At 65.7% G+C, this 24,700-nt stretch carries 23 protein-coding genes; 11 read left to right on the top strand and 12 right to left on the bottom strand.

Going from position 1 to position 24,700, the window contains the following annotated elements:
- The first annotated feature begins 11 nt into the window (after positions 1-11).
- On the top strand, positions 12-929 hold the full coding sequence (locus tag HWX55_RS17050) for a LysR family transcriptional regulator (RefSeq protein WP_175976564.1): 918 nt from the start codon (positions 12-14) through the stop codon (positions 927-929).
- A 97-nt stretch (positions 930-1,026) separates the two neighbouring features.
- Here the strand turns inward: HWX55_RS17050 and HWX55_RS17045 are convergent, their stop codons facing one another.
- A complete protein-coding gene (locus HWX55_RS17045) occupies positions 1,027-2,667 on the bottom strand; it encodes an L-lactate permease (RefSeq protein WP_175976563.1) in 1,641 nt (546 codons plus the stop codon).
- A gap of 472 nt (positions 2,668-3,139) precedes the next feature.
- Here HWX55_RS17045 and HWX55_RS17040 point away from each other — a divergent pair, with 472 nt between their 5' ends.
- Entirely contained in the window at positions 3,140-3,457 is a 318-nt protein-coding gene (locus HWX55_RS17040) for a DUF4148 domain-containing protein (protein ID WP_175976562.1), read from the top strand.
- 75 nt (positions 3,458-3,532) lie between these two features.
- On the opposite strand, the gene gshA is transcribed toward HWX55_RS17040, so the two are convergent.
- The 3 genes from gshA to ada all read right to left on the bottom strand — a co-directional run bounded on the left by gshA (position 3,533) and on the right by ada (position 7,660).
- Positions 3,533-5,146 carry a glutamate--cysteine ligase gene (gene gshA, locus HWX55_RS17035; RefSeq protein ID WP_175976561.1) on the bottom strand — a complete coding sequence of 538 codons (1,614 nt, stop codon included), beginning with the start codon at positions 5,144-5,146 and terminating at the stop codon, positions 3,533-3,535.
- Between the two features lie 466 nt (positions 5,147-5,612).
- On the bottom strand, positions 5,613-6,572 hold the full coding sequence (locus tag HWX55_RS17030) for an AlkA N-terminal domain-containing protein (protein WP_175976560.1): 960 nt from the start codon (positions 6,570-6,572) through the stop codon (positions 5,613-5,615).
- Entirely contained in the window at positions 6,569-7,660 is a 1,092-nt protein-coding gene (ada, locus tag HWX55_RS17025) for a bifunctional DNA-binding transcriptional regulator/O6-methylguanine-DNA methyltransferase Ada (RefSeq protein WP_175976559.1), read from the bottom strand. The genes HWX55_RS17030 and ada overlap by 4 nt, the downstream gene beginning before the upstream one ends.
- Before the next feature lie 429 nt (positions 7,661-8,089).
- On the opposite strand from ada, the gene HWX55_RS17020 reads away from it, so the two are divergent.
- Positions 8,090-8,503 carry a VOC family protein gene (locus tag HWX55_RS17020; protein ID WP_006498690.1) on the top strand — a complete coding sequence of 138 codons (414 nt, stop codon included), beginning with the start codon at positions 8,090-8,092 and terminating at the stop codon, positions 8,501-8,503.
- Between the two features lie 31 nt (positions 8,504-8,534).
- On the opposite strand, the gene HWX55_RS17015 is transcribed toward HWX55_RS17020, so the two are convergent.
- The 3 genes from HWX55_RS17015 to speG all read right to left on the bottom strand — a co-directional run bounded on the left by HWX55_RS17015 (position 8,535) and on the right by speG (position 10,672).
- On the bottom strand, positions 8,535-9,089 hold the full coding sequence (locus tag HWX55_RS17015) for a YaeQ family protein (RefSeq protein ID WP_006477425.1): 555 nt from the start codon (positions 9,087-9,089) through the stop codon (positions 8,535-8,537).
- A gap of 189 nt (positions 9,090-9,278) precedes the next feature.
- Positions 9,279-9,626 (bottom strand): hypothetical protein, encoded by a 348-nt coding sequence (locus HWX55_RS17010; RefSeq protein WP_124556203.1) that lies wholly within the window; start codon positions 9,624-9,626, stop codon positions 9,279-9,281.
- A 488-nt stretch (positions 9,627-10,114) separates the two neighbouring features.
- The gene (speG, locus tag HWX55_RS17005; RefSeq protein ID WP_069618260.1) at positions 10,115-10,672 is read right to left on the bottom strand and encodes a spermidine N1-acetyltransferase; all 558 of its coding nucleotides are present in this window, start codon (positions 10,670-10,672) and stop codon (positions 10,115-10,117) included.
- 151 nt (positions 10,673-10,823) lie between these two features.
- On the opposite strand from speG, the gene HWX55_RS17000 reads away from it, so the two are divergent.
- The 4 genes from HWX55_RS17000 (at position 10,824) to HWX55_RS16985 (ending at position 13,238) form a co-directional block, all read left to right on the top strand.
- A complete protein-coding gene (locus HWX55_RS17000) occupies positions 10,824-10,994 on the top strand; it encodes a hypothetical protein (RefSeq protein WP_006489933.1) in 171 nt (56 codons plus the stop codon).
- Between the two features lie 118 nt (positions 10,995-11,112).
- Positions 11,113-11,361, top strand: a complete 249-nt coding sequence (locus tag HWX55_RS16995; RefSeq protein WP_050011093.1) for a DUF2795 domain-containing protein — start codon at positions 11,113-11,115, stop codon at positions 11,359-11,361.
- A 109-nt stretch (positions 11,362-11,470) separates the two neighbouring features.
- A complete protein-coding gene (locus HWX55_RS16990) occupies positions 11,471-12,829 on the top strand; it encodes a sensor domain-containing diguanylate cyclase (protein ID WP_175976558.1) in 1,359 nt (452 codons plus the stop codon).
- A gap of 217 nt (positions 12,830-13,046) precedes the next feature.
- A complete protein-coding gene (locus HWX55_RS16985) occupies positions 13,047-13,238 on the top strand; it encodes a hypothetical protein (RefSeq protein WP_175976557.1) in 192 nt (63 codons plus the stop codon).
- Between the two features lie 8 nt (positions 13,239-13,246).
- On the opposite strand, the gene mnmE is transcribed toward HWX55_RS16985, so the two are convergent.
- Complete coding sequence (mnmE, locus tag HWX55_RS16980; protein WP_175976556.1) at positions 13,247-14,641, bottom strand: tRNA uridine-5-carboxymethylaminomethyl(34) synthesis GTPase MnmE; 1,395 nt, start codon at positions 14,639-14,641, stop codon at positions 13,247-13,249.
- A 337-nt stretch (positions 14,642-14,978) separates the two neighbouring features.
- Here mnmE and HWX55_RS16975 point away from each other — a divergent pair, with 337 nt between their 5' ends.
- Positions 14,979-15,413, top strand: coding sequence for a transcriptional regulator (locus HWX55_RS16975; RefSeq protein WP_050018236.1), 435 nt, complete (start codon positions 14,979-14,981; stop codon positions 15,411-15,413).
- A 129-nt stretch (positions 15,414-15,542) separates the two neighbouring features.
- Here the strand turns inward: HWX55_RS16975 and yidC are convergent, their stop codons facing one another.
- From yidC to rpmH, 4 genes are all read right to left on the bottom strand, one after another.
- Positions 15,543-17,204: a membrane protein insertase YidC gene (gene yidC, locus HWX55_RS16970; protein ID WP_175976555.1), complete on the bottom strand. Its 1,662-nt coding sequence runs from the start codon at positions 17,202-17,204 to the stop codon at positions 15,543-15,545.
- Between the two features lie 8 nt (positions 17,205-17,212).
- On the bottom strand, positions 17,213-17,479 hold the full coding sequence (gene yidD / locus HWX55_RS16965) for a membrane protein insertion efficiency factor YidD (protein WP_175976554.1): 267 nt from the start codon (positions 17,477-17,479) through the stop codon (positions 17,213-17,215).
- 75 nt (positions 17,480-17,554) lie between these two features.
- The gene (gene rnpA / locus HWX55_RS16960) at positions 17,555-18,016 is read right to left on the bottom strand and encodes a ribonuclease P protein component (protein WP_039364627.1); all 462 of its coding nucleotides are present in this window, start codon (positions 18,014-18,016) and stop codon (positions 17,555-17,557) included.
- Between the two features lie 15 nt (positions 18,017-18,031).
- Entirely contained in the window at positions 18,032-18,166 is a 135-nt protein-coding gene (gene rpmH / locus HWX55_RS16955; RefSeq protein ID WP_004198824.1) for a 50S ribosomal protein L34, read from the bottom strand.
- Positions 18,167-18,587: 421 nt separating this feature from the next.
- Here rpmH and dnaA point away from each other — a divergent pair, with 421 nt between their 5' ends.
- The 3 genes from dnaA to gyrB all read left to right on the top strand — a co-directional run bounded on the left by dnaA (position 18,588) and on the right by gyrB (position 24,108).
- Positions 18,588-20,165 carry a chromosomal replication initiator protein DnaA gene (gene dnaA, locus HWX55_RS16950; protein ID WP_244140591.1) on the top strand — a complete coding sequence of 526 codons (1,578 nt, stop codon included), beginning with the start codon at positions 18,588-18,590 and terminating at the stop codon, positions 20,163-20,165.
- A 169-nt stretch (positions 20,166-20,334) separates the two neighbouring features.
- A complete protein-coding gene (gene dnaN, locus HWX55_RS16945; RefSeq protein ID WP_059232862.1) occupies positions 20,335-21,441 on the top strand; it encodes a DNA polymerase III subunit beta in 1,107 nt (368 codons plus the stop codon).
- Between the two features lie 192 nt (positions 21,442-21,633).
- Positions 21,634-24,108: a DNA topoisomerase (ATP-hydrolyzing) subunit B gene (gene gyrB / locus HWX55_RS16940; RefSeq protein WP_011546516.1), complete on the top strand. Its 2,475-nt coding sequence runs from the start codon at positions 21,634-21,636 to the stop codon at positions 24,106-24,108.
- Positions 24,109-24,700: the final 592 nt, after the last annotated feature.

The raw sequence follows: 24,700 nt of genomic DNA, 5'->3' as shown, positions 1-24,700 counted from the left end.
GAAGCCGAGTCGTGTTCGATCAGCTGAAGGCATTCCACGCGACCGTCCGGCAGGGCAGCATCACGCGCGCCGCGCGCCACCTGGGCGTGAGCCAGCCGACGATCGCCGCGCAGATCCGGCAGGTCGAGCAGCTGTACGGCGTCGAGCTGTTCTACCGCAGCGGCCGCAAGCTCGAGGTGACCGAGACGGGTATCGAGCTGCTGCCGCTCGTCGAGAAGATGATCGCGCTCGAGGCGCAGGCCGACATCATGCTGCGCAACGTCGGCGGCCTGTTCGAAGGCCATCTGCGAATCGGCGCGACGGGCCCGTACTACATCATGGACGCGGTCGGCCGCTTCTCGAGCGCGCACCCGTCGATCGCGCTCACGTGCCGGATCGGCAACTCCGAGGAAATCCTGCAGGCGCTGCAGGAATTCCGCATCGATCTCGCGGTCTCGTCGCAGCGCAACGACGCCGACGGCCTCGAACGCAAGGTGATCTCGACCGATCCGCTCGTGCTCGTCGTGCACCGCCATCATCCGCTCGCGCGGTTCGATTCGATCGACGCGGCGCAGCTCGCCGACGTGCGGCTGCTGATCCGCGAGGAAGGGTCGGTCACGCGCCGCTGCACGGAGACGATCCTCGCCGCGGCCGGCGTCGCGGCCACGTCGGTTGCCGAGATCGGCAGCCGCGAAGCGATTCGCGAGGCGATCCTGCATGGCGTGGGCGGGAGCCTCTTTCCGCTCGGCGAAGCCGAACGCCATCCGGACTTGCGCGTGATCGCGCTGCGCGGCGTCGACACGACGATCGACGAATACGTGTACTACCTGAAGGCGCGCCGCCAGAGCCCCGCGATCGACGCGTTCCTCGCGTGCATCCTGCCGGGCGGCGGCGAAGCGGCCGACGTGGCCGATCAAGGACAATCGGCTCGGCGGGCGAACGCACGCTGACTGCCGCGCGTTCGCCGGTTCCGCACTCGACTGGCGCTTTTCCCGCGCCTCCCCTCGTTGCCTTCCTCGTGCCTTCCTTCTGTCGTGGCGCGGTGCGTCACTTCGGCAGCGCCGGAATCATCCAGGTCAGCACGTGCTGCTGCAGGAACACCAGCACGCCGAGCAGCAGCGTGAGGATCACGCTGTGCCAGAAGGTGCGCGCGAACACGACGCCTTCCTGCCCTTTCAGGTCCGTCGTCGACACGCCCGTCGCGATATTCTGCGGCGAGATCATCTTGCCCATCACGCCGCCCGACGAGTTCGTCGCGGCCATCAGCACCGGGTCGAGGCCGAGCTGCCGCGCGGCGACGACCTGCAGGTTGCCGAACAGCGCGTTGCCCGACGTGTCGCTGCCGGACAGGAACACCGCGATCCAGCCGAGCGATGCCGACACCAGCGGGAACAGCGCGCCCGTCGACGCGACGCCGGTGCCGAGCGTGTAGCTGATGCCCGAGTAGTTCAGCAGGTACGCGAGGCCGACGATCATCATCACGGTGACGATCGCGATCCACGTCTGCCGCCACGTCTTCACCACGCATTCGATGAAAGCGCCGGGCCCGGTGCGCGTCAGCGCGGCCGTGATGATCGCCGACAGCAGGATCGCGGTGCCCGTGCCGAGTGGCTGGAAATCCCAGATCGCCGCATACGGCTTGTGGTACAGCGACACGTACACGGCGTTGTGCAGGCCCGGCCACTTGATCTTCACGTCGCCGATCGCCGCGACGTTCGCGTGCACCCACACGATCACGACCACCGACACGACGAGCCACGGCAGCCAGCCGCCGAAGCCCGCGCGCGCGGCGCCGGCGGCGGCCGGCACGCTGCGCGCGAGCGCGTATCGCGGATCGGGCTGCGGCTTCCACAGCTGCAGGAAGCCGATCGTCACGATCAGCGACGAGAGCGACGACAGCACGTCGGTGAGCTGGTAGCCGAGGAAGTTCGACGTGACGAACTGCGCGATCGCGAAGCTGCCGCCCGACACGAGCAGCGCGGGCCACAGCTTCGCGATCGAGCGCAGCCCGCCATACGCGCCGACCACATAGAACGGCAGCAGCAGCGCGAAGAACGGCAACTGGCGGCCGACCATCTGCGCGAGCGTCGCGGGCGGCAGCGACGTGACCGCGCCGAGCACGGTGATCGGCACGCCGAGCGCGCCGAACGCGACCGGCGCCGTGTTGAACAGCAGCGTATAGGTGAGCGCTTCGAGCGCGGGGAAGCCGAGCGCGATCAACAGCGCGCTCGTGATCGCGACCGGCGTGCCGAATCCGGAGATCCCTTCGAGCAGACAGCCGAACGAGAACGCGACGACGAGCAGCACGAGGCGGCGGTCGTCGGGCAGGTTGTCGAGCATCCACTGCCGGAACTGGTCGAAGCGGCCCGACTTCACCGCGATGTTGTACAGCAGCAGCGCGTTGAAGACGATCCACATCACCGGCACGACCGCGAGCGCCATGCCGGCGCCGACCGCGTTGAATGCGAGCCCGGCCGGCATCCCCCACGCGCCGATCGCGACCGCGAGACCCGCGACGAGCCCGGCGAGCGACGCTTGCCACGCGGGGCGGCGCAGCACGCCGAGCGCGATCAGCGCGACCGCGATCGGGATCGCGGCGACGAGGAACGACAGGAGCAGCGAGTGCGCGACGGGCGTCAGCGGTTGCGCGAAAACGATGCCGGGCGGGAGGGCGTCGGTGGGGTTCATCGTGTCTCCAGATGTCGACCCGAGTCGGCGCTTCAGCGTCTACTCGGGTCCCATGCCTTGTGCGGCCGACCCGGGTTCGCATGTCGATGCGCCGGGTTCGGTACAAGGCGATGTCCTGCGGTCACGGCCGCGCTCGGGCGCTTGCGTACGCAACGACGTTGCGCGGCCAACCGATCGGTCGCTTAAAAGAGGTTAGGAGGCGCAGCGCGCTTGTACAAGGGGGAGAAGCCCGATGCGGGCGAGCCGATGCGAACCGGCCGCCGCACGATGGCCGGCGGATGGCGCGCCGCTGTCGCGTTCGACAGGAAACCCTGTCGCGGCCGCCTCACCGGTACGTGCAATGTTGCGCGGCCGGAAAAGGTGACTGCCGGCCACGACGATGTTTCGTTTGGCATCCGAAGCCTAGACTGGCTGCATCGTTTCCGCCCGCGCCACCGATGGCGCGGCGCCGGAACCTCACGGAGCCAACACGATGAAGACGATGAAACACGCGGCATGCGCGTGCGTGCTGATCGGCGCGACGTTCGCCGCTCATGCCCAAGCCGCGTCGACGCTCACGCGCGCGCAGGTCCGTCAGGAACTCGTGGAACTGCAGGCCGCCGGCTACCGGACGCGCCTCGCAAGCAGTCCCGACTTTCCGCGAAACATGCAGGCGGTCATGCAGCGTGCCGCGCAGGCGCGCGGTGAGGGCGACGCCGCCGGTTACGGCAGCGACGGCCGGGCGAACGGGGAATCAGGCAAGCCGGCGCTGCCGCACGCAGTCGATCGCGGCACGTATGCGCATCACTGACCGGATCACTGACGGAACCGGACGGATCACGCGGCAGCGGCGCGGCGCACCCTGCGCCGGCCGCATGCGCGACCGTTACACGCTGAAGCGGTTCAGCGTATAGGCGCGATAGGCGGCGACGAACGCGTCGAACGATCCGGCCTCCTTCGCTTCGAGCTCGGCCTGCTCGGCGAGCGACTTCGCGGCAAGCGCCTGCTCGGCGTGCAGCGTCTCGGCGGACGGCGGGCGCGCGCGAAAATGCGCGGCATGCGCTTCGCTCTGCGCGAGCGCGAACGCGAGGAACGACTGACCGTTCTCGCGCATCGTGCGCAGCACGCGCGCGGACGGCGTGCGTTCCGGATCGGCGAGCTTCGCGCGCTGCGCGGCGATCGCCCGTGCATGTTCGTCGCCGCCACGGATTTCGTCGAGCCGGCGGCCGACGATCTCGATATCGGCCATCAACTCGTCGGCCCACTGCTGCAGCGTGACCGGCTGGCCGTCGCGCGTCAGCGTGAGGCCCGGCTTGCGGCCGTCCAGCGTCACGCTGCCGAAGTTCGCGTTCGCTTCCTTGTACGCGTCGCAGTCGAGCGGCGCGCTGTCGTCGAGCGCGCACGCGAGCAGGAACGCGTCGATGAAGCGCGCGGTCTCCAGCGCGATGCCGGTCGGCTCGAACGGATCGATGTCGAGGCAGCGCACTTCGATGTACTGCACGCCGCGCGACGCGAGCGCATGCAGCGGCCGCTCGCCCGAATACGTGACGCGCTTCGGCCGGATCGTCGAGTAGAACTCGTTCTCGATCTGCAGCACGTTCGTGTTGATCTGGATCCACTCGCCGTCGCGATGCGTGCCGATCGCCTCGTACGCCGGATACGGCTCGCTCACGGCCTTCGACAGCGCGTCGAGATAACCGGGCAGCGTGTTGTAGTCGACGTGCAGCGCAGCCTGGGCCGTCGTGTTCGAGTAGCCGAGATCGCTCATCCGCAGGCTGGTCGCATACGGCCGGTACAGCGTATCGGCGTCGAACGTGTCGAGCTTGTGCGGCTTGCCGCGCAGGAATTTCGTGTCGAGCACCGGCGACGCGCCGAACAGGTACATCAGCAGCCAGCTGCGGCGGCGGAAATTGCGGATCTGCGCGAGATAGCGTTCCGACTGGTAATCGACGAGCGTCGCCGTCGACTCTTCGTCCGCATGCAGGCGCCGCCACACTTCCTCGTGCAGCGAGTAGTTGTAGTGGATGCCGGCGATGCACTGCATCGTGCGGCCGTAGCGGTACGCGAGGCCGCGCCGGTACACCGTCTTCAGGCGGCCGATGTTCGACGTGCCGTAGTTGGCGATCGGGATCTCGTCGTCGGCCGGCAGCAGGCCCGGCATCGACTCGTTCCACAGCATCTCGTCGCCGAGCGATGCATACACGTAGCGATGCAGATCGTCGAGGCGCTCGAGCGTGAGCGCGGCGTCGCGCTCCGCGGGCGTGATCAGTTCGATCAGCGCTTCGGAATAGTCGGTCGTCAGCGCCGGATGCGTGAGCGCCGAACCGAGCGCACGCGGATGCGGCGTGAACGCGATCATCCCGTCGCGCGTCACGCGCAGGCTTTCCTTTTCGATGCCGCGCAGGCCGTCGGGCAGATGCTGCCGCGTCGGGCCCGAGCTCAGCGCGTCGAGGCGTTTCAGCAGCAGTTCGGACTGGCGGTGAGTCATGGTGTTCGACATGGAGACGCAAGTGCGTGACGGCCGCGCGCAGAACGCCGCGCGCGGCCGGCTGGATTGTTGGTCGCTTCGTTGGTAGCGGGCACTTTAACATCTCGCCGAAAGCCGCGCTTGAGGTGGCCGCGGGCACGGCGCGCGGGCCTGAGCGGGCGATCGGGCAGGCCGGGCGCGGTAGCCGCGGCTTATGTCACCGGTTCCGGACGAGGCCGCTCGGCCCGCAGGTGAGTGACATTCATCGGATGAAACGTGAACGGCGAACGGGTGGCGTCAGGTGCAACCGTGCCGCGGAATGGATCGCGAAACGACGCGTGCGCAGGCATCGCACGCGCGACATGCGCCCGGCGCCGGATGCGTGAAATCCCCATGACGAACCGCCGTCTCGCCGACGCTTGCCGCATGCCGGCACCGCTTGCGCAACGGGTTGCAGCGCAGCTTTCTCGCAGTCGCACCCGGCCGCAGGCCGCCGCGCTTATCCGCCGCGCGCGCCGCCCGCCCGATCGGCCACCTCGTTCCACAAATGCAGCGCCGCATACGCGCGCCACGGCCGCCAGCCTTCGGTGCGGCGTTTCTGGCTCGTGAGCCGGTCGAGCGCCGGGTCGCGCGCGGCGATCGACTGCATCAGCACGAGATCGGACGCCGGCCACGCGTCCGGATCGCGCCATGCGCGCATCGCGATGTATTCGACGGTCCACGGGCCGATACCGGGCAGATCGAGCCATGCGCTGCGCAGCGTCGCGAGATCGGCATGCGCGCGATCGACCGGCACGTCGCCGGCCGCGACCGCGCGCGCCACGCCGGTCAGCGCCGCCACGCGCTTGCCGGGCATCCCGATCTTGTCGAGATCGCACGCGGCCAGCGCGTCGGGTGTCGGGAAACGCCACGCGGGCGCGCCGTCGTCTTCCGGCATCACGCGTTCGCCGGCCCGCTCGACGAGCCGGCCGACGATCGTCGTCGCGGCCTTCACGCTCACCTGCTGGCCGACGATCGCGCGCACGGCCAGCTCGAACCCCGACCACGCGCCCGGCACGCGCAATCCCGGCGCGGCCTCGACGAGCGGCGCGAACCACGGATCGCGCGCGAGCCCGCCACCGATCGCGGCCGGATCGGCGCCGAGGTCGAACATTGTCGCGACGCGCGCGGCGAACGCATCGTCGACGCGACGCGCGACCGCCCCTTCGACGATCGCGATCAGGCAATGCTTGCGCGGATGCTTCTTGACGGTGAGGCGGCCCGCCTCGCCGTGCAGATCGACGATGCGGCGATACACGCCGTCGGCAACCTGCTCGACGCCCGGAATCGCGCGCCCGCTGAAGAAGCGCAGCACGCGCGCCCAGTCGTACGGCGCCTTGTAGCGCAGTTCCATCTGCGCGGACGGCGGCACCAGGCCGCCGTTCGCGAGGGACGTGATCGTTATCGTGTCGATGCTCAAACCGCACTGCCCTCCGTCTCGGCTTCGGCTTCATCGTTGTGAACATGACGCGCCTCGGCCGCGAGCAGCGTCGCCTTGCGGCGTACACCCCAGCGATAGCCGGCGAGCGCGCCGCCCTTCTGTACGACGCGGTGGCACGGAATCGCGAGCGCGACCGGATTCGACGCACACGCGGACGCGACCGCCCGCACCGCGCGCGGCGAGCCGAGCGCCTCCGCGATCTCGGAATAGCTGCGCGTTTCGCCGTACGGGATATGCGTCAGCGCTTCCCACACGCGCTGCTGGAACGCGGTCGGCGCGATGTCGAGCGGCAGGTCGAACGCATGCCGCGTGCCGTCGAGGTACGCGCGGATTTGCGTGACGAACGGCGCCAGCCGCGCGGACGATTCGACCAGTTCGGCGCGTGCGAACGTGTCCTTGAGTTCGCCGACGAGCGACGCCGCGTCGTCGCCGAACGCGATCCGGCAGATGCCCTGTTCAGTGGCGGCGACGAGCACCGTGCCGAGCGACGTCGACGCGGTCGCAAAGTCGATCCGCAGGCCGGCGCCCTGGCGACGGAACGCGGACGGCGCCATCCCCAGCTCGCGCGGCACCGACGCATAGAGCCGCGATGGCGAGTTGAACCCTGCATCGACGGCCGCCTGCGTGACAGGCTGCCCGCTTTGCAGCGCCTGCCGCAGCGCGGCGCCGCGCTGCGCGGCCTGGTACTGCCGCGGCGACACGCCGACCACACGCTTGAAGAGCCGCTGCAGATGAAACGGGCTCACGTGCACGGCGTCGCTCAACTGCTGCAACGTGAGCCGCTCGGCCTGCGCGTCGAGCACCGCGCACGCACGATTGACGATTTCCAGCTCGCGCGGCAGCCCTTCCGGCTGGCAACGCTTGCAGGGCCGGAAGCCGGCCGCGCGGGCGGCCGCCGGATCGGCGAAAAAGGACACGTTCTCGCGGCGCGGCTGCCGCGACGCGCAGGTCGGGCGGCAGAACACACCGGTCGTGCGGACGCCATAGAAGAACGCGCCGTCCGCATGCGGATCGCGCTTGGTCACGGCGCCCCAGCGGGCATCGTCGGTCGGATAGGCGGTTTTCATCTGAACCTCGCACTCTCTAGTGTAGATGGTGCCTACTCTAGCCATCGGCACATGCCGTCGCGCCCTGAATCTTGCTCTGTGATTCGTGTCGGCGAATCGGGGCCGTATCGATCGAGATAAATCCGACGAAACCCGCGCGGCGGCCGCTCCGGCGCGGTTTTCGTCATCGTCCCGTCACCGTTTTGCTGCAGTGCGGATGCGACAAATCGCCGTCCTGACGTTTTTTTGCAATCGGAATATTGCGTCGCACCATCGCCGTGTGTATAGTTGGAACTGTCTCCTCCATGTCTCCTCCTGATATGGATTAAGCCCGTTCCGCACTGCGTGAACGGGCTTTTTTTCGTCTGTCGATTGTGCCGCGTGCCGGCCGGCAGCGCAGGCGCGATGCGTCTACACTCGATGCTCGTCGACTGCGAAGGAGTCCCGCCCATGAAGCCCACCATCCGCGGAATCGATCACATCGTGCTGCGCGTGACCGACATGGCGGCAATGACCCGCTTTTACTGCGATGCCGTTGGTTGCCATGTGGAGAAGGAGCAGCCCGATCTGGGCCTCGTGCAACTGCGCGCCGGCGACGCGCTGATCGACCTGCTGACGGTCGGCGGCCCGATCGACCGTCCCGACAGCGGCCCGCCCGGCACCGGGCGCAACCTCGACCACCTGTGCCTGCGCGTCGAGCCGTTCGATCCCGACGCACTGATCGCCCATTTCGCCGCGCACGGCGCGCGGCCCGGCGCGCCGGCCGAACGCTACGGCGCCGGCGGCTACGGGCCGTCGATCTACCTGTTCGATCCCGAAGGCAACATGGTCGAATTCAAGGGGCCGCCGGCCGCGCTCGGCTGAACGCGGCCGGCGCGCGGGCCCTGACGGCCCCTTACGCGCCCTCGCGCGCCTTCAGCACCGTCCATTCGACCGCGACCGGATCGTGGTCGGCGCTCGAGATCCACGCGGTGCCGTCCTGCACCGTGCACTGCAGGCGCATCGTGCGCGCCGCGAGCCGCCCGAGCGCGGCCGCGACGCCGTCGGCGAGCGACAGCACCTGCACGTTGCGCAGCCGTTCGACCTTGCTGCGCACGCCCTGCCACCAGATATCCGACGTCTTGCCGCCGTACGCGATCACCGTGACCTGCCCGGCACGGCCGGCCGCCTTCGAGATGCGCCGCTCGTCCGGCTGGCCGGCCTCGATCCACACGTCGATCGCGCCCGTCAGGTCCTTCTGCCACAGGTCGGGCTCGTCGACGTCCGACAGCCCCTTGCAGAATTCGAGCCGCTCATGCGCGAACAGCGCGAACGCGACGATGCGCACCATCATCCGGTCGTCGGTTTCCGACGGATGGCGCGCCACCGTCAGCGCGTGATCGGCGTAGTAATGCCGATCCATGTCGGCGATTTGCAGTTCGGCTTTGTAGATCGTGGATTTCAGCGCCATGCGGATGCGGCCCGGGCGGGCATTCGGTTCGGTCGGGCCGTGATGATACCGAATGCGCGCCGTCCGGCGTGCGTCATGCGCCGTTCACAGCGCACCGGCCCGGCATGCGCCGGGCCGTGTTCGGTTCGTGCCGCCCGCTCGTCGGGCCGGCGCGCTCGCGCGTGGTACGACTGCGCGGCGAATGGACGGTTACTGCTTGACGAAGCGCGAATCGGTCCAGAGACCTTGCTGGTCGCTATTGTCCGCGCTGACGAATTGCACGTCGCCCTGGTCGACCGCCACCACGCGGAAACGCTGGCCTTCCGGCACCGACAGGCAGCGGAAGTCGTCGAAGTACTGCTGCTTCGCCTGCGATTTGCCGTCACGTTCGTGATTCAGTACGGAATCCAGATTGTCTTTCGACAGGCAGCCCCATGCATTCTTCGTCAGCTGGATTTCCTGCTTCGGCTTGACGGCCGAATCGCCGCCGGCCTGCGCAATCGACACAGCGCAAAATGCGCCGACAAGGGCAAAAAGGACACCGGTACGCTTCGTCATGTTCTGTCTCCAGGCTTGCGGGCACCAGGCCGGGTTAGCTATGTGTTTAAAGGTGATCGTGAACCCACGTTTTTCACTTTAGAAGACCGGTAAACGATAGCAAGCACATTTGTTGTGCGACCGCAATAGCGGCGGATTGTCGCACCCCGTGCGCAGGCTGCTTTTGGCGCGAGGAGCGCGTGCGGCAAGCGCCGCCGAATGGCGGATGGGCCTTCGCCGCCGGGCGGAAACCGTTATCCCGCAAGGCTTTCAGCAAAGTTACAATGCGACGATTGAACGGTTTGGATAATCCATTTCGCTATTCGGATCATTTTGATGCGTTGCACATAAAGTCATCCGAAACGATTCGACTTTACCGCGGTGCGGAATCGCATTTACCTGATACAAGAAAAATGCCAGGTATAAGCGCATCCGTATTTATCCGTAGTTCCCCGCATCCATTCGGCGCCTTGAAGCCCCATCGCAAGCGCCTTTCGTCCGCGTGGTGTTTACCCTGCCTTATTCAGCCCGATTTGCTGGCGCTCGAAATAATCGCGCTGAAAAATGCACATGCGATAAGCGTTGTGATACGCGCCATTCCCGAAAAATTCTTCCTTCAATTCGGCCTCGTGCTGGAATCCGCATTTTTCGTACACGTGGATCGCCGCCGCATTCGACGTATCGACGATCAGGTAAAGCTTGCGCATGTTCAGCACCTTGAACGCGTACTCGATCGCGAGGCGCGTCGCCTGGCCCGCGTAGCCGCGCCCCTGGCACTGCGGCGCGATGATGATCTGGAACTCGCCGCGGCGGTGGATGTAGTCGAGCTCGATCAGCTCGACGAGGCCGACCAGTTCGTCTTGCGCGTCGACCGCGACGAAACGGCGCTCGCGCTGGTCGTGCACGTGGCGGTCGTACAGTTGCGACAGTTCCGAGAAGGTTTCGTACGGCTCCTCGAACCAGTAGCGCATGATCTTCGCGTCGTTGTTCAGCTCGTGGACGAAGCGCAGGTCCTGGCGCTCCAGCGGCCGCAGCGCGAGCGTGTTGGTATCGTTCTGGAGTTGCATGGTCATGTCCTTTTTGAGGCCGGCGCACGTGCGGAACGCCCGCGCGGCGCGGCCGCGTTCGGGCCCGTTTCGCACTGTAAGAATTTGAACGCGGGCGCAGTTCAGAGCCTAGAATGGGAGCAAGGGTTCCTGCCACCGCAAGGAGGCTATCGTGATCGAGCAAGTCATCCTCGGAATTTTCCTCGTGCTGCCGCTCGTCATCGTGGCGGCGCTGTTTTCCGACGAACTCTGGCAGGAGCATCGTCGCCAGCATCCGCGCGACGAGAACGCGCCGCACATCGACTGGAAGCATCCGTGGCGCCGCGTGCGACGCGGGCACTGACTTCGATCACAGCCGATTCGCCGGCCGCGCCGGCCGGGCCATCTGGACCGGGTAACATGCGATGCGGGTACAGCTCTTGCGCTCGATCCCATTCCCGCCCAACCCGCGAGACGCCGACGTGAACGACAAACCCGCCATTCCCCCGCACGATATCCCGAACGAAACGATCGATCTGCAGATCGCCGATGTGCTGGCGGCCGTCCGCTATCCGGCGAACAAGGATGCGATCGTCGATGCCGCGCGCGACGCCGGCGCCAGCAACGAGGTGCTGTCGATGCTCGACGGCCTGCCCGAACAGGACTACGCGGACGTCGACGCCGTCACGCGCTGCGTCGCCGGCAACTTCGGCCCGGGGCTCGGCATTTGAGCGGATGCCAATAACGCGATAGGATCGGGCCGCGCCGGTCGCGCCGCGATCGGGATGCGTGCCGCCCGGCGCAAGATCGGGCGCTTCGCACGCGTGTCCGGGGGACCCCATGGAAGGCATCCTGATCCAGCACACGACGCAACGTCAGCTGTGGTTCGGCGCGCTGACGGCGCTCGTCATCCTGCTCACGCTCGGGATCGCCGCACCGCACGCGAACGTCGCGCTGCCGCCCGTCGAGCCGTTCATGCCGATGTGCGCGCTCACCGTGTTCACGACCGCGAGCATCGCGGCGTTCTTCCTCGGCGCGCAATTCACCGTCACGCGCCAGCCCGTGCTCGGTGCGCTCGGCGGCGCCTATGCGTTCACCGCGCTCGCCGTCGCGCTGCAACTGCTCACCTTTCCCGGCGTATTCGCGCCGCACGGCCTGCTCGGCGCGCGCCCGCAAAGCGCCGCATGGATGTGGATCTTCTGGCATGCCGGCTTTCCGTGCTTCGTGATGGCCGCGCTGTTCGCCCGCGAGCGGCTGACGCGCGCCCCGGTCGGCGCGAAGGAGACGCGCCGCTGGACGATCGCGCTGGTCGGCGGCCCGGCCGTCGCCGCAGCGCTCCTGTGCGCGATCGCGCTGAACGTGTCGCTGCCGCCCGCATTCCATCCGCCCCGCGACGCTGCCGTGCTGCCCGTCAACGGCATCGCGCTCGTCGTGTGGATCCTCAATGTGCTCGCGCTCGTGGCCGTACTGGTCACCGGTCGGCTGCGCACGACGCTCGACCTGTGGCTCGCGATCGCGGTGCTCGCGTGCCTCACCGATACGACGCTGAACTTGCTGAGCACGAACCGCTTCACGGTCGGCTGGTATGTCGCGCGCGTGTTCAGCATGTTCACGCCCGGCGTGCTCGTGTGCGTGCTCGCGTGGGAAGTGACGATGCTGTATCAGCAGTTGTTCGAAGCGCACGCGACGCTGATCCGCTCGTCCGCGCGCGACGGGCTCACGGGCGCGTTCAACCGCAGCCATTTCAACGATCATTTCCACACGCTGTTCCTGCAGGCGCGGCGGCAGGGCGAACCGCTGTCGCTGCTGATGGTCGACGTCGATCACTTCAAGGCGTACAACGACGCGTTCGGTCACGTGAAGGGCGATGCATGCCTGATCGCCGTCGCGAATGCGCTGGCCGGTGCGGTGCGGCGGCCGGCCGACATCGTCGCGCGCTACGGCGGCGAGGAGTTCGCGATCGTGCTGCCGAATACCGGCGCGCGCGGTGCGCGAGTGGTGGCCGACGAAGTGCGCGACGCCGTGCTGCGGCTCGACCTCGCGATGCCCGACTCGCCGGCCGGGCGCGTGAGCGTCAGCGTGGGTTGCGCGACCGTGTCGGCCGACGATCTGTCGACCCCCGACGCGCTGATCGAAGCCGCCGACGCCGCGCTGTATCGGGCGAAGGATACGGGGCGAAACCGGGTCGTCGTCGCCTGAAACGTCTGCTGTTTGGCCAATTGTTACGGTCATTATGACCGGAATAATCCGCCGTTACGGATTGCGGCGCGGGGATACGATCGCTTACAGCCCGGGCCGGGAGCGCTCGCTATGCTGGGTTTCATATTGAACCCAAGCAGGTGGAACGCGATGAAGAAGGCCCTTTTGCTGATTGCCGGCGTCGCCGTGTTGTTGAGCGGCTGTATCGTGGTGCCGGATGGTGGCGGGTATTACGGTGGGGGTGGGTATTACCATCATCATCGGCATTGGGATTGAGGCCCGCCGGGCCGAGATTGCATCATCATTCCGGATGTTTGAATTCGTTTCGGCATCCGGCAATGACGATGCATGCGTGCCCATGCTGTTCGTACTCGATGGCACGCCGCTGGCAGCAGCAACGGACGGTTGAGCGTCCGCTCACTTCCCAATACAAAACCTGCTGAAAATCACCCCCAGCAGATCATCCGACGTGAACTCCCCGGTAATTGCATTGAGCTGCTCCTGCGCGAGCCGCAGTTCCTCGGCAAACAGATCGAGCGACTGCGCGCGCTGCTCCGCGTGATCCGCCGCCTGCGCGAGATGTTCCTGCGCGGCCCGCAGCGCGATCAGATGCCGCTCGCGCGCCAGATACACGCCCTCGGCCCCCGCCTGCCACCCGGCAATCCGCAACAGCTCCGCGCGCAGCATGTCGATCCCGTCGCCGCGCTTCGCCGACAGATGCACCTCGGTCAGATCGCCTTCCGCCGCCGGATGCTCGACGCACGCCGGCACGCCGGTCAGATCCGTCTTGTTCAGCACGCGCACCACCGGCACGCCGCCCGGAAACCGCGCGGCGATCACTTCGTCATCAGGCGTCATCCCCGTGCGCGAATCCAGCAGATGCAGCACGACGTCCGCGCGTTCGATCTCGCTCCACGTGCGCGCAATGCCGATCCGCTCGACTTCATCCTCCGTCTCGCGCAGCCCGGCCGTATCGATGATGTGCAGCGGAATCCCTTCGACCTGGATCGTCTGCGCGACCTTGTCGCGCGTCGTGCCGGCGATCGGCGTGACGATCGCCAGCTCGGCGCCCGCCAGCGCATTCAGCAGCGACGACTTACCGACGTTCGGCTGCCCCGCGAGCACGACCGACAGCCCTTCGCGCAACAACGCGCCCTGCCGTGCATCGCCGAGCACGTGCGCGAGCTGCGCGCGGATCTTCGCGAGCTTGCCGCGCGCGTCGGCCGCTTCGAGGAAGTCGATTTCCTCCTCCGGAAAATCGAGCGTCGCCTCGACCAGCATCCGCAGCGTGATCACGTCCTCGACGAGCGCATGGATCTGCCGCGAAAACGCGCCGTCGAGCGAACGCCCGGCCGAGCGCGCGGCCGCCTCGGTGCTCGCCTCGATCAGGTCGGCGACGGCCTCGGCCTGCGCGAGGTCGAGCTTGTCGTTCAGGAACGCACGCCGCGTGAACTCGCCCGGCTCCGCGAGCCGCAGCCCGAAGCCACGTCCCGCATCCAGGCAGCGCTGCAGTAGCAGTTGCATCACGATCGGCCCGCCATGCCCCTGCAGCTCGAGCACGTGCTCGCCGGTGTACGAATGCGGTGCCGGGAAATACAGCGCGATCCCGCGGTCAAGCGGCGCGCCATGCGCGTCGAGGAACGGCACGTAGCTCGCATGACGCGGCGCAAGCTTCTGCCCGCACAACGCGTCGATCAGCGGCAGCGCGGCCGCCTCGCCGCCGCGCCCGAACGACACACGCACGACGCCGATGCCGCCCCGGCCGGCAGCGGTGGCAATGGCGACGATCGGATCGGAATCGGTAGCGAGCATGGGAATCGGAGCAATCGGGTAATCAGCGGATGAATGGTGCGCCCGCGCAACAGTTCGGGCATCGGAACGTCGGCATTGTAGCGTGCCGGCTCACCGGCCATCGGCGGCGGCGCCAGATTCGGACTCGCCCGAATTTATCCCGCCGGGGATAAGCCGAGTATGAGTCCGGTGTCACGACACACCAGCCATTTCGGACGAGTATGCTTGCCGGAGCGGCCCGGCACCACGTCCCTCAATTTCATCGACCATCCTGTCCAGGGTCGGGATTCGTCCGTGTGAGATACGTTTATCCCATATGGTTGTCTGAAACGCGGCGATGGAATTGCACAATCTCCCCATGCCGACATCCGAAGAAAAAGCCGCGTTCTCGGAACGCCTGAAATTCGCCCTGCGGCGCAGCCCGGAGAAGGTCACGGGCGCGACGGAACTGGCGAACCGATTCAATCTGCGCCACCGCGGAACGCACCCTGTTTCGCCGCAAACCGCGCACAAATGGCTGACGGGCCGCACGATCCCGACGTCGGACAAACTCGAAACGCTGGCCGAATGGTTGCGCGTCGAAGTGCACTGGCTGCATTACGGGCCGTCGCCGAGCGTGGTCGAACATCCGACGCCGCAACCGCTGCCGCGCGACGAACGCTATCCGCCGACGCCCGAGACGATCGAACTCGCATCGAAGATCGAGGCGCTGTCTCCGCATCAGCGTTACCTCGTTCAGGAACTGGTCGAGCAGTTCTACGGCGATCCGAAACTCGAAGCGAAGAAGGCCTGAGCGGCAGCCACCGCACGCGCCGCCACCGCAGTCACCGTCGCCGGGAAACAAAAAGCCGCATGGTCGTGAACCATGCGGCTTTTTTTGCGAGCATCGCGGGCGGCTGGCCGCCCGCGCATGCAACGGGCGTCAGGCCGGCTTCTTCTTCACGCCGCCGAGCTTGCGCGTGATGTAGTACTGCTGCGCGATCGACAGCACGTTGTTCACGACGTAGTACAGCACGAGACCAGCCGGGAAGAAGAAGAACATCACCGAGAACGCGATCGGCATGAACTTCATCATCTTCGCCTGGACCGGGTCCGGCGGCGTCGGGTTGAGGCTCGTCTGCACGAACATCGACACGGCCATCAGCACCGGCAGGATGAAGAACGGGTCGCGCTGCGACAGGTCGTGAATCCACAGAATCCACGGCGCGCCGCGCATTTCGACCGATGCGAGCAGCACCCAGTACAGCGAGATGAACACCGGGATCTGGATCACGACCGGCAGGCAGCCGCCGAACGGATTGACCTTCTCGGTCTTGTACAGCTCCATCAGCGCGGCGTTCATCTTCTGCGGATCGCTCTTGAAGCGTTCGCGCAGCGCCTGCATGCGCGGCGTGATTTCCTTCATGCGCGCCATCGACTTGTAGCTTGCCGCCGACAGCGGGAAGAACACGGCCTTGATCAGCACCGTCAGCAGCACGATCGCCCAGCCCCAGTTGCCGACGTAGCCGTGGATCTTCTCGAGCAGCCAGAACAGCGGCTTCGCGATGATCGTCACCCAGCCGTAGTCCTTCACGAGCTCCAGGCCCGGCGCGATGCCTTCGAGCATGCGCTCTTCTTCCGGACCGGCGAACAGGCGCGCCTGCACGTCGGCCGACTGGCCCGGCGCGATCGCGGCGACGGGCTGCTTCACGCCGACGCGGTACAGCGTCGGATCGATCTTCTCAGCGTAGATGTCGCGCTTCGCGCCCTGCTGCGGAATCCAGGCCGACGCGAAGTAGTGCTGCACCATCGCGACCCAGCCGTTGTCGGCGGCCTTCTCGAAGTTCGCCTTGTTCTTGTCGAGGTCGCTGAAGTCGATCTTCTGGAAGTGCTTCGCGTCCGTGTAGACCGCCGGCCCGAGGAACGTATGCGAGAACATCGGCGTTTCGACGGCCGTGTTGTCGCGCACCAGTTCCATGTAGACCGTCGGCGTGACGGGCGCCGTGCCGACGTTGTCGATCTTGGTGTCGACGCCGATCACGTAGCTGCCGCGCGTGAACGTGTAGGTCTTCACGACCTTCACGCCGCCCTTCACCGGCGATTCGAACGACAGCTTCAGCGTGTTCTGGTCGCCCGTCAGCGACGTCGAGCCGGGATTCAGCTGCGTGTAGACGTCGTTGTGGTTCGGGAAATCGCCGCCGAGCAGGCCCGTGCGCGCGAGATACGTGTGGCCGGCCGTGTGGTCGAACAGCGTGATGTACAGGTCGGGCTGCTTGCCGTCGCCCTGCTTCTTCAGCGTCAGCTTCGCGAGCGTGCCGCCGCGCGTGTCGATTTCGCCGTCGTACACGTCGGTCGAGAACTTCACCAGCTGCGCCTGCGCGGCCGGGGCCGTCGTCGACGGTGCGGCGCCGGCTGCGGCGGCCGGCACGTCACCTGCGGTCTTCGTCGCGCCCGTGCCCGATGCGCCGCCGGCAGCGGCCGGGGCCGTCTGCGTGGCGCTCGGGAAGAACATCGACGGGCGTCCATGGTCCCGCTGCCAGTTGTCGTACAGCATGACAGCTGACATGAAGAAGATCACCCATAGGACGGTGCGTTTGATATCCATGCGTTGTCTCAGAGTCGATGGGACCGCGCGTCGGCTTCGCCGCGAGCGCGAGTGTCGGAGTTGGGCGGCGGGACGGGGTCGATGCCGCCCGCGGAAAACGGGTGGCATCGGCACACGCGCCTGACGGCGAGATACGTGCCGCGCGCGGCGCCATGATACTGGATTGCCTCGCGCGCGTAATCCGAACAGGAAGGATAAAAACGGCAACGGTTGCCGAGCATCGGGCTCACGGCAACCTTGTAGAAGCGCAGCAAGGCGATCAATACCGTTTCCATACCTTGGGCGGCGCCGTACGACGCCGCGTCAAAACCGGCCGGGCGGGCGCGAACGCCGCGCCGGGCACGGATGCGTCACTCGGACGCGGGCTTCGACGCCCGGCGCGCGATTTCCCGGACTGCCCTGTCGAGCAGTTCGCGGATCTCGGCCGCGCACATCGCCGCGAGCGGGGCGGAAGCCGCGCTCGGCAGCGCTTTCTTGTCGAAGCGCGTGTGCTGCCGCAGCAGCAGGTCGTAACCGGCGAATTCGGCGCGGCGCAGGCGAAACTGATCGCGCGCCAGCCGCTTCACGAGGTTACGGGTGACTGCTCGCGGCGCATACTTCTTGCCGACGACGAGCCCCAGGCGTGCAGGCTGACCGGTCGGCTTGCCGTAGATCACGAAGTGCGCGGAGCGCCGCCAGGGGCGCAAACGAAAAACGGATGAAAATTCATCCGTTTTCAGAAGTCGCGCAGCTTTCGGGAAGGCGGCTTTCGTCTGCGACGGATTCGCACCCGGCTCGACGGCACCTTCCGCAGGACTGCGGACGGCGGACACAGCGCGCAACCTGCCTTAGATGGCGAGGCGCTTGCGGCCCTTCGCGCGGCGAGCGTTGATGACCTTGCGGCCACCTGCCGTCTTCATGCGGACACGGAAGCCATGGGTGCGCTTGCGGCGCGTCACGGACGGTTGGTAAGTACGTTTCATGATGTTCTCACTTGTTCGAGAATGTCGAAATTCAGGGGACCGCGTGCCCTTAACCGGAGGCATTCGGGCGAACGCAATCGCCGGGAATACAGGATTGGTTTTCGCGGAACCCGCTATTTAAACCGTTTTTCCGTTGACGGTCAATACTTTACGAGTCGCTCGCCTGTGCCGGGCCGCTCCGATCCGGCCCCGCGACTCACAAACCCAGCCTGTGGATAAGTCCCGCTGTGGCCGCGTTTGGCGTTAGAATCTCGCCTTATCTCCAAGAATCCCGCACGCCGCTTCGGCTCGCGCCTGCCCCTCCAACACTGTGACGCAGGCGTCCGAGGCACGCTCGCACGACCGCTTCGGGCCTTGTTGCGCAACCGCGACAAGGGCGCCGGCGAGCCGCGCTGTGCACGCAAAAAACGACAGTTACTTGATGAACGATTTCTGGCAACACTGTTCCGCACTGCTGGAGCGCGAGCTAACGCCCCAGCAGTACGTGACGTGGATCAAACCCTTGGCCCCGGTGGCCTTCGATGCGTCGGCGAACACGCTGTCCATCGCCGCGCCGAACCGCTTCAAGCTGGACTGGGTCAAGAGCCAGTTTTCGGGCCGGATCGCCGATCTGGCCCGTGAATTCTGGAATACGCCGATCGAAGTCCAGTTCGTCCTCGATCCGAAGGCCGGCATGCGCAGCACGCCCGCAGGCGCCGCACCGGCCGCCCCGCGTGCGCCGCTGTCCCCGAGCGGCCCGGCCGCGACGGTCGCCGCGATCGCCGCCAACCTGACCGCGCATGCAGCGGCCGCGCCCGCCGCGCCGGCCGACGTGCCGATGACGCCGTCGGCGGCCGCCGCGCACCACCTGAACGCGGACGACGCCGACATCGACCTGCCGAGCCTGCCCGCGCACGAAGCCGCGGCCGGCCGCCGCACGTGGCGTCCGGGCCCGGGCGCCGCGCCCGCGAACGGCGGCGAAGCCGATTCGATGTACGAACGTTCGAAGCTGAACCCCGTGCTCACGTTCGACAACTTCGTGACCGGTAAAGCGAACCAGCTCGCGCGCGCCGCCGCGATCCAGGTCGCGGATAACCCGGGCATCTCGTACAACCCGCTGTTCCTGTACGGCGGCGTCGGCCTCGGCAAGACCCACCTGATCCACGCGATCGGCAACCAGCTGCTGCTCGACAAGGCCGGCGCGCGAATCCGCTACATCCACGCGGAGCAATACGTGTCCGACGTGGTGAAGGCGTACCAGCGCAAGGCGTTCGACGACTTCAAGCGCTACTACCACTCGCTCGACCTGCTGCTGATCGACGATATCCAGTTCTTCTCCGGCAAGTCGCGCACGCAAGAGGAATTCTTCTACGCGTTCGAGGCGCTGGTCGCGAACAAGGCGCAGGTGATCATCACCAGCGACACGTATCCGAAGGAAATCTCGGGCATCGACGATCGCCTGATCTCGCGCTTCGACTCGGGCCTTACCGTCGCGATCGAGCCGCCCGAGCTGGAAATGCGCGTCGCGATCCTGATGCGCAAGGCGCAGTCGGAAGGCGTGAACCTGTCGGAAGACGTCGCGTTCTTCGTCGCGAAGCATCTGCGCTCGAACGTGCGCGAGCTCGAAGGCGCGCTGCGCAAGATCCTCGCGTATTCGAAGTTCCACGGCCGCGAGATCTCGATCGAGCTGACCAAGGAAGCGCTGAAGGACCTGCTGACCGTGCAGAACCGGCAGATTTCGGTCGAGAACATCCAGAAGACCGTCGCCGACTTCTACAACATCAAGGTCGCGGATATGTACTCGAAGAAGCGCCCCGCGAACATCGCGCGGCCGCGGCAGATTGCGATGTACCTGGCGAAGGAACTCACGCAGAAGAGCCTGCCGGAAATCGGCGAGCTGTTCGGCGGGCGCGATCACACCACCGTGCTGCACGCGGTGCGCAAGATCGCCGACGAGCGCAGCAAGGACGCGCAGCTCAACCACGAGCTGCACGTGCTGGAACAGACGCTGAAGGGCTGAGCGCGCGGGCGCGCTTGATAATTCGGCCTCCGCCCCAATTTAAGGGGGGCGGTTCGGTTTTGAGGCACAATACTGGTTTGACCGCCCCGGTGGTGGCGGGCCAAGAGCCCGGCCGGCGGGGCGCTGCGTGGCTGCTGCGCTGCAGGCCGTTACTCAACGAAGGAACTCTATGCAACTGGTCAAGACCGAACGAGACACCCTCCTCAGGCCGCTGCAAACGGTCAGCGGCATCGTCGAACGCCGCCATACGTTGCCGATCCTCGCCAACCTGCTGATCACCAAGAACGGCCCGGACGTTTCATTCCTGTCGACCGACCTGGAGCTGCAGATCACCACGCGCGCCGATTTCGGCGTCGGCGGCGACCAGATCGCGACCACCGTCGCGGCCCGCAAGCTGCTCGACATCCTGCGCGCGATGCCTGACGGCCAGGTCACGCTGTCGCTCGCCGACAAGCGCCTCACCGTTCAATCGGGCAAGAGCCGCTTCGCACTGCAGACGCTGGCGGCCGACGAGTTCCCGACCGTCGCGCAGGCGAAGGATTTCGGCGCCACGCTCACCGTCCCGCAGAAGTCGTTCCGCCAGTTGCTCGGCATGGTGCACTTCGCGATGGCGCAGCAGGACATCCGCTACTACCTGAACGGCATGCTGCTCGTCGTCGACGGCGACCAGCTGATGGCCGTGGCCACCGACGGCCACCGCCTCGCGTTCTCGTCGATGAAGCTCGAAGGCGGCACGTTCGGCCGCCAGGAAGTCATCGTGCCGCGCAAGACGATTCTCGAGCTGCAGCGCCTGCTCGAAGACATCGACGACACCGTCACCATCGACATCGCGCAAACCCAGGCCAAGTTCACGTTCGGCCAGGTCGAGCTCGTGTCGAAACTCGTCGAGGGCAAGTTCCCCGACTTCCAGCGCGTGATCCCGAAGGCGCACAAGAACACGTTCGAGATCGGCCGTGAAGAACTGCAGCGTTCGCTGCAGCGCGCGGCGATCCTGACCTCGGACAAGTTCAAGGGCGTGCGCTGCATCATCGCGCCGGGCCAACTGAAGATCATGTCGACCAACGCCGATCAGGAAGAGGCGCAGGAAGAACTCGAAATCGCTTACCAGGGCGATACCGTCGACATCGGCTTCAACGTCACGTATCTGCTCGACGTGCTCGCGAACCTGAAGGTCGACACCGTGCAGGTGAGCCTCGGCGACGCCAGCTCGAGCGCGCTGATCACCGTGCCCGAGAACGAAGAGTTCAAGTATGTCGTGATGCCGATGCGCATCTGACGCGCACGACATCAAGACACACACCAGGGGGCGGCAAGCCCCTTTGGCGTTTTTATGGCGAACCGACAACCCGTCCCTTTGGTGCCCTAACGGCGCCTTGGACGGGCCAGGAAAACTGGAGCGGCCCGGCGTTTTCGCAAGAAAACGCACCGCGCCGCCGCTTGAGTGGCCTCGCAGAACCGGAAGATATCCATGAGTGAACAGCACAATTCGCAACCCGATAACAGCAGCTACGGCGCCTCGTCGATCCAGATCCTCGAAGGTCTGGAAGCGGTGCGCAAGCGCCCCGGGATGTACATCGGCGACACGTCGGACGGCACCGGTCTGCACCACCTCGTGTTCGAGGTGCTCGACAACTCGATCGACGAAGCGTTGGCCGGGTACTGCAACGACATCCACGTGACGATTCACGCCGACAACTCGATTTCCGTGACCGACAACGGCCGCGGGATTCCGACCGACGTGAAGATGAACGACAAGCACGAGCCGAAGCGCAGCGCCGCCGAGATCGTGATGACCGAGCTGCACGCCGGCGGCAAGTTCGACCAGAACAGCTACAAGGTGTCCGGCGGCCTGCACGGCGTGGGCGTGTCGTGCGTGAACGCACTGTCGAGCTGGCTGCGCCTCACCGTGCGCCGCGACGGCAAGAAGCGTTTCATGGAGTTCCACCGCGGCGTCGCGCAGGATCGCGTGCTCGAGGTGGTGGACGGCGTGGAAGTGTCGCCGATGCTCGTGACCGGCGACACCGAGAACCGCGGCACTGAAGTGCATTTCATGGCCGATCCGACCATTTTCGGCACGGTCGAGTATCACTACGACATCCTCGCGAAGCGGATGCGCGAGCTTTCGTTCCTGAACAACGGCGTGCGGATTCGTCTCACGGACCTGCGCTCGGGCAAGGAAGACGATTTCGCGTTCGCCGGCGGTGTGAAGGGCTTCGTCGAGTACATCAACAAGACGAAGACCAACCTGCACCCGACCGTGTTCTTCGCCAACGGCGAGAAGGACGGCGTGGGCGTCGAAGTCGCGATGCAGTGGAACGACAGCTACAACGAGAACGTGCTGTGCTTCACGAACAACATTCCGCAGCGCGACGGCGGCACGCACCTGACCGGCCTGCGGGCCGCGATGACGCGCGTCATCAACAAGTACATCACCGACAACGAAATCGCGAAGAAGGCGAAGGTCGAGACGACCGGCGACGACATGCGCGAAGGGCTGTCGTGCGTGCTGTCCGTGAAGGTGCCGGAGCCGAAGTTCAGCTCGCAGACGAAGGACAAGCTGGTTTCGTCCGAGGTTCGTGCGCCGGTTGAGGAAGTTGTGGCGAAGGCGCTCGAAGAATTCCTGCTGGAAACGCCGATCGACGCGAAGATCATCTGCGGGAAGATCGTCGAAGCTGCTCGGGCGCGTGATGCTGCGCGGAAGGCGCGTGAGATGACGCGCCGCAAGGGCGTGCTCGATGGCGTCGGCCTGCCGGGCAAGCTCGCGGACTGCCAGGAGAAAGACCCGGCGAAGTGCGAAATCTACATCGTCGAGGGTGACTCGGCAGGCGGGTCGGCGAAGCAAGGGCGTGACCGCAAGTTCCAGGCGATCCTGCCGCTGCGCGGCAAGGTGCTGAACGTCGAGAAGGCGCGCTACGACAAGCTGCTGTCGTCGGAGCAGATCGTCACGCTCGTGACCGCGCTCGGCTGCGGCATCGGCAAGGAAGACTACAACCTCGACAAGCTCCGCTATCACCGCATCATCATCATGACCGACGCGGACGTGGACGGTGCGCACATCCGGACGCTGCTGCTCACGTTCCTGTATCGCCAGATGCCGGACATGATCGAGCGCGGGTACGTGTATATCGCGCAGCCGCCGCTTTACAAGATCAAGGCGGGCAAGGACGAACGGTATCTGAAGGACGACGTGGAGCTCAACGCGCACATGCTGCGGCTGGCGCTGCAAGGGTCGGAGCTGGTGCCGGGTGAGAATGCGGCGGCGATTTCGGGTGATGCGCTTGGGGAGCTGGCAAGGTCGTATCTGCTGTCGCAGAGCGTGATCGATCGGTTGAGCCGGTTGTATGACCCGGCCGCGCTGGAAGCGGTCATGGATGGGGTGGTGATCGATCTCTCCAATGAGGAGTCGACCGAGGCTTCGGCTAAGGCGCTGCACGCTGCGTTGCATGACGAAGCGCTGAAGAATGAAGTGCGGGTCGTGCCTTCGTATGACGCGGTTCGCGAACAGCGGGCGCTGCATGTCGAGCGGACACATCACGGCAACGTGCGCGTTTCGGTCATCGACCAGGAATTCCAGCACACGGCGGATTATCAGCAGCTCGTGACGACGGCGAATACGTTCAAGGGGCTTATTGGGGAAGGCGCGGTCATCAAGCGCGGTGAACGCAGCATGGCCGTGGCGGACTTCAAGAGCGCGATGAAGTGGCTGCTGGCGGATGCTGAACGGAACGTCTCGAAGCAGCGGTATAAGGGGCTCGGCGAGATGAACCCCGAGCAGCTGTGGGAAACGACGATGGATCCGGCCGTGCGGCGTCTGCTGCGTGTGCAGATCGAAGACGCGATCGCGGCGGATGGGATCTTTACTACCCTCATGGGGGATGATGTGGAGCCGCGGCGGGCGTTTATCGAGTCGAATGCGTTGCGGGCGGGGAATATTGACGTTTGATTCTTTGTGTCGAATGTCACTATAAATGAGAAATTCGACACAAAAGCTGAAAACCGAAAACGTATTTGGTGAAAATTTCCAAAGAAATTTGGCTCGCGTTATGCACCGTTCCTAGCGGAAATTTTTAAAAGCAAGTGCAAAGCCATAGCATCGGAGCTCGGCTTTGCAGTACCAAGTCGAGCGGTTTTCCCCTCTGCTCCCCGACAACCGTTCCAATTCCGTTGCATTCGCAGACCCCGCTTTCCGTATGGTTCGCGGGGTTTTTATTTGCTTTTCTGAATTATGGCTTCCCTTGACAACCGAGAGAATTCGGCCACGTTTTCCTACTCGCCATGGATTTATGCTCCCTTGTCACGAAAGTTGCCCCATACGCCTTGGCTTTATCGGAAAAAGCCATTGACAGGGATTTGTAACATTGGACATCACGAGGACGCAGAAGGAAAGCGTCTGGGCTGTTGATTTGCATGGAATCCTGACCCACGATTTGCATTGAATTCTGACCCACCCCTTGGACCAGCTTTGCGGGTTATTCGGTGGGTATCTGGGTCTTCTTTCTCTCCTTTTTTGGCTGTGTCGTGCTGTTTCTGAAACG

This window comes from Burkholderia sp. BCC1047, assembly GCF_902833155.1.
Taxonomy (GTDB): domain Bacteria; phylum Pseudomonadota; class Gammaproteobacteria; order Burkholderiales; family Burkholderiaceae; genus Burkholderia; species Burkholderia sola.
This window is presented reverse-complemented; position numbering and strand designations above follow the sequence as displayed.

What these genes read in the sequence shown, in the direction of transcription:
- HWX55_RS17045 (WP_175976563.1), bottom strand. Translation starts at nt 2,667, where the DNA reads ATGAACCCCACCGACGCCCTCCCGCCCGGCATCGTTTTCGCGCAACCG.
- HWX55_RS17010 (WP_124556203.1), bottom strand. Translation starts at nt 9,626, where the DNA reads ATGACGAAGCGTACCGGTGTCCTTTTTGCCCTTGTCGGCGCATTTTGC.
- speG (WP_069618260.1), bottom strand. Translation starts at nt 10,672, where the DNA reads ATGCAACTCCAGAACGATACCAACACGCTCGCGCTGCGGCCGCTGGAG.
- HWX55_RS16985 (WP_175976557.1), top strand. Translation starts at nt 13,047, where the DNA reads ATGGTGGCGGGTATTACGGTGGGGGTGGGTATTACCATCATCATCGGC.
- HWX55_RS17020 (WP_006498690.1), top strand. Translation starts at nt 8,090, where the DNA reads ATGAAGCCCACCATCCGCGGAATCGATCACATCGTGCTGCGCGTGACC.
- dnaN (WP_059232862.1), top strand. Translation starts at nt 20,335, where the DNA reads ATGCAACTGGTCAAGACCGAACGAGACACCCTCCTCAGGCCGCTGCAA.
- ada (WP_175976559.1), bottom strand. Translation starts at nt 7,660, where the DNA reads ATGAAAACCGCCTATCCGACCGACGATGCCCGCTGGGGCGCCGTGACC.
- HWX55_RS16975 (WP_050018236.1), top strand. Translation starts at nt 14,979, where the DNA reads ATGCCGACATCCGAAGAAAAAGCCGCGTTCTCGGAACGCCTGAAATTC.
- HWX55_RS17040 (WP_175976562.1), top strand. Translation starts at nt 3,140, where the DNA reads ATGAAGACGATGAAACACGCGGCATGCGCGTGCGTGCTGATCGGCGCG.
- HWX55_RS17015 (WP_006477425.1), bottom strand. Translation starts at nt 9,089, where the DNA reads ATGGCGCTGAAATCCACGATCTACAAAGCCGAACTGCAAATCGCCGAC.
- yidC (WP_175976555.1), bottom strand. Translation starts at nt 17,204, where the DNA reads ATGGATATCAAACGCACCGTCCTATGGGTGATCTTCTTCATGTCAGCT.
- mnmE (WP_175976556.1), bottom strand. Translation starts at nt 14,641, where the DNA reads ATGCTCGCTACCGATTCCGATCCGATCGTCGCCATTGCCACCGCTGCC.
- gyrB (WP_011546516.1), top strand. Translation starts at nt 21,634, where the DNA reads ATGAGTGAACAGCACAATTCGCAACCCGATAACAGCAGCTACGGCGCC.
- dnaA (WP_244140591.1), top strand. Translation starts at nt 18,588, where the DNA reads ATGAACGATTTCTGGCAACACTGTTCCGCACTGCTGGAGCGCGAGCTA.
- rpmH (WP_004198824.1), bottom strand. Translation starts at nt 18,166, where the DNA reads ATGAAACGTACTTACCAACCGTCCGTGACGCGCCGCAAGCGCACCCAT.
- HWX55_RS16990 (WP_175976558.1), top strand. Translation starts at nt 11,471, where the DNA reads ATGGAAGGCATCCTGATCCAGCACACGACGCAACGTCAGCTGTGGTTC.
- yidD (WP_175976554.1), bottom strand. Translation starts at nt 17,479, where the DNA reads ATGGAAACGGTATTGATCGCCTTGCTGCGCTTCTACAAGGTTGCCGTG.
- gshA (WP_175976561.1), bottom strand. Translation starts at nt 5,146, where the DNA reads ATGTCGAACACCATGACTCACCGCCAGTCCGAACTGCTGCTGAAACGC.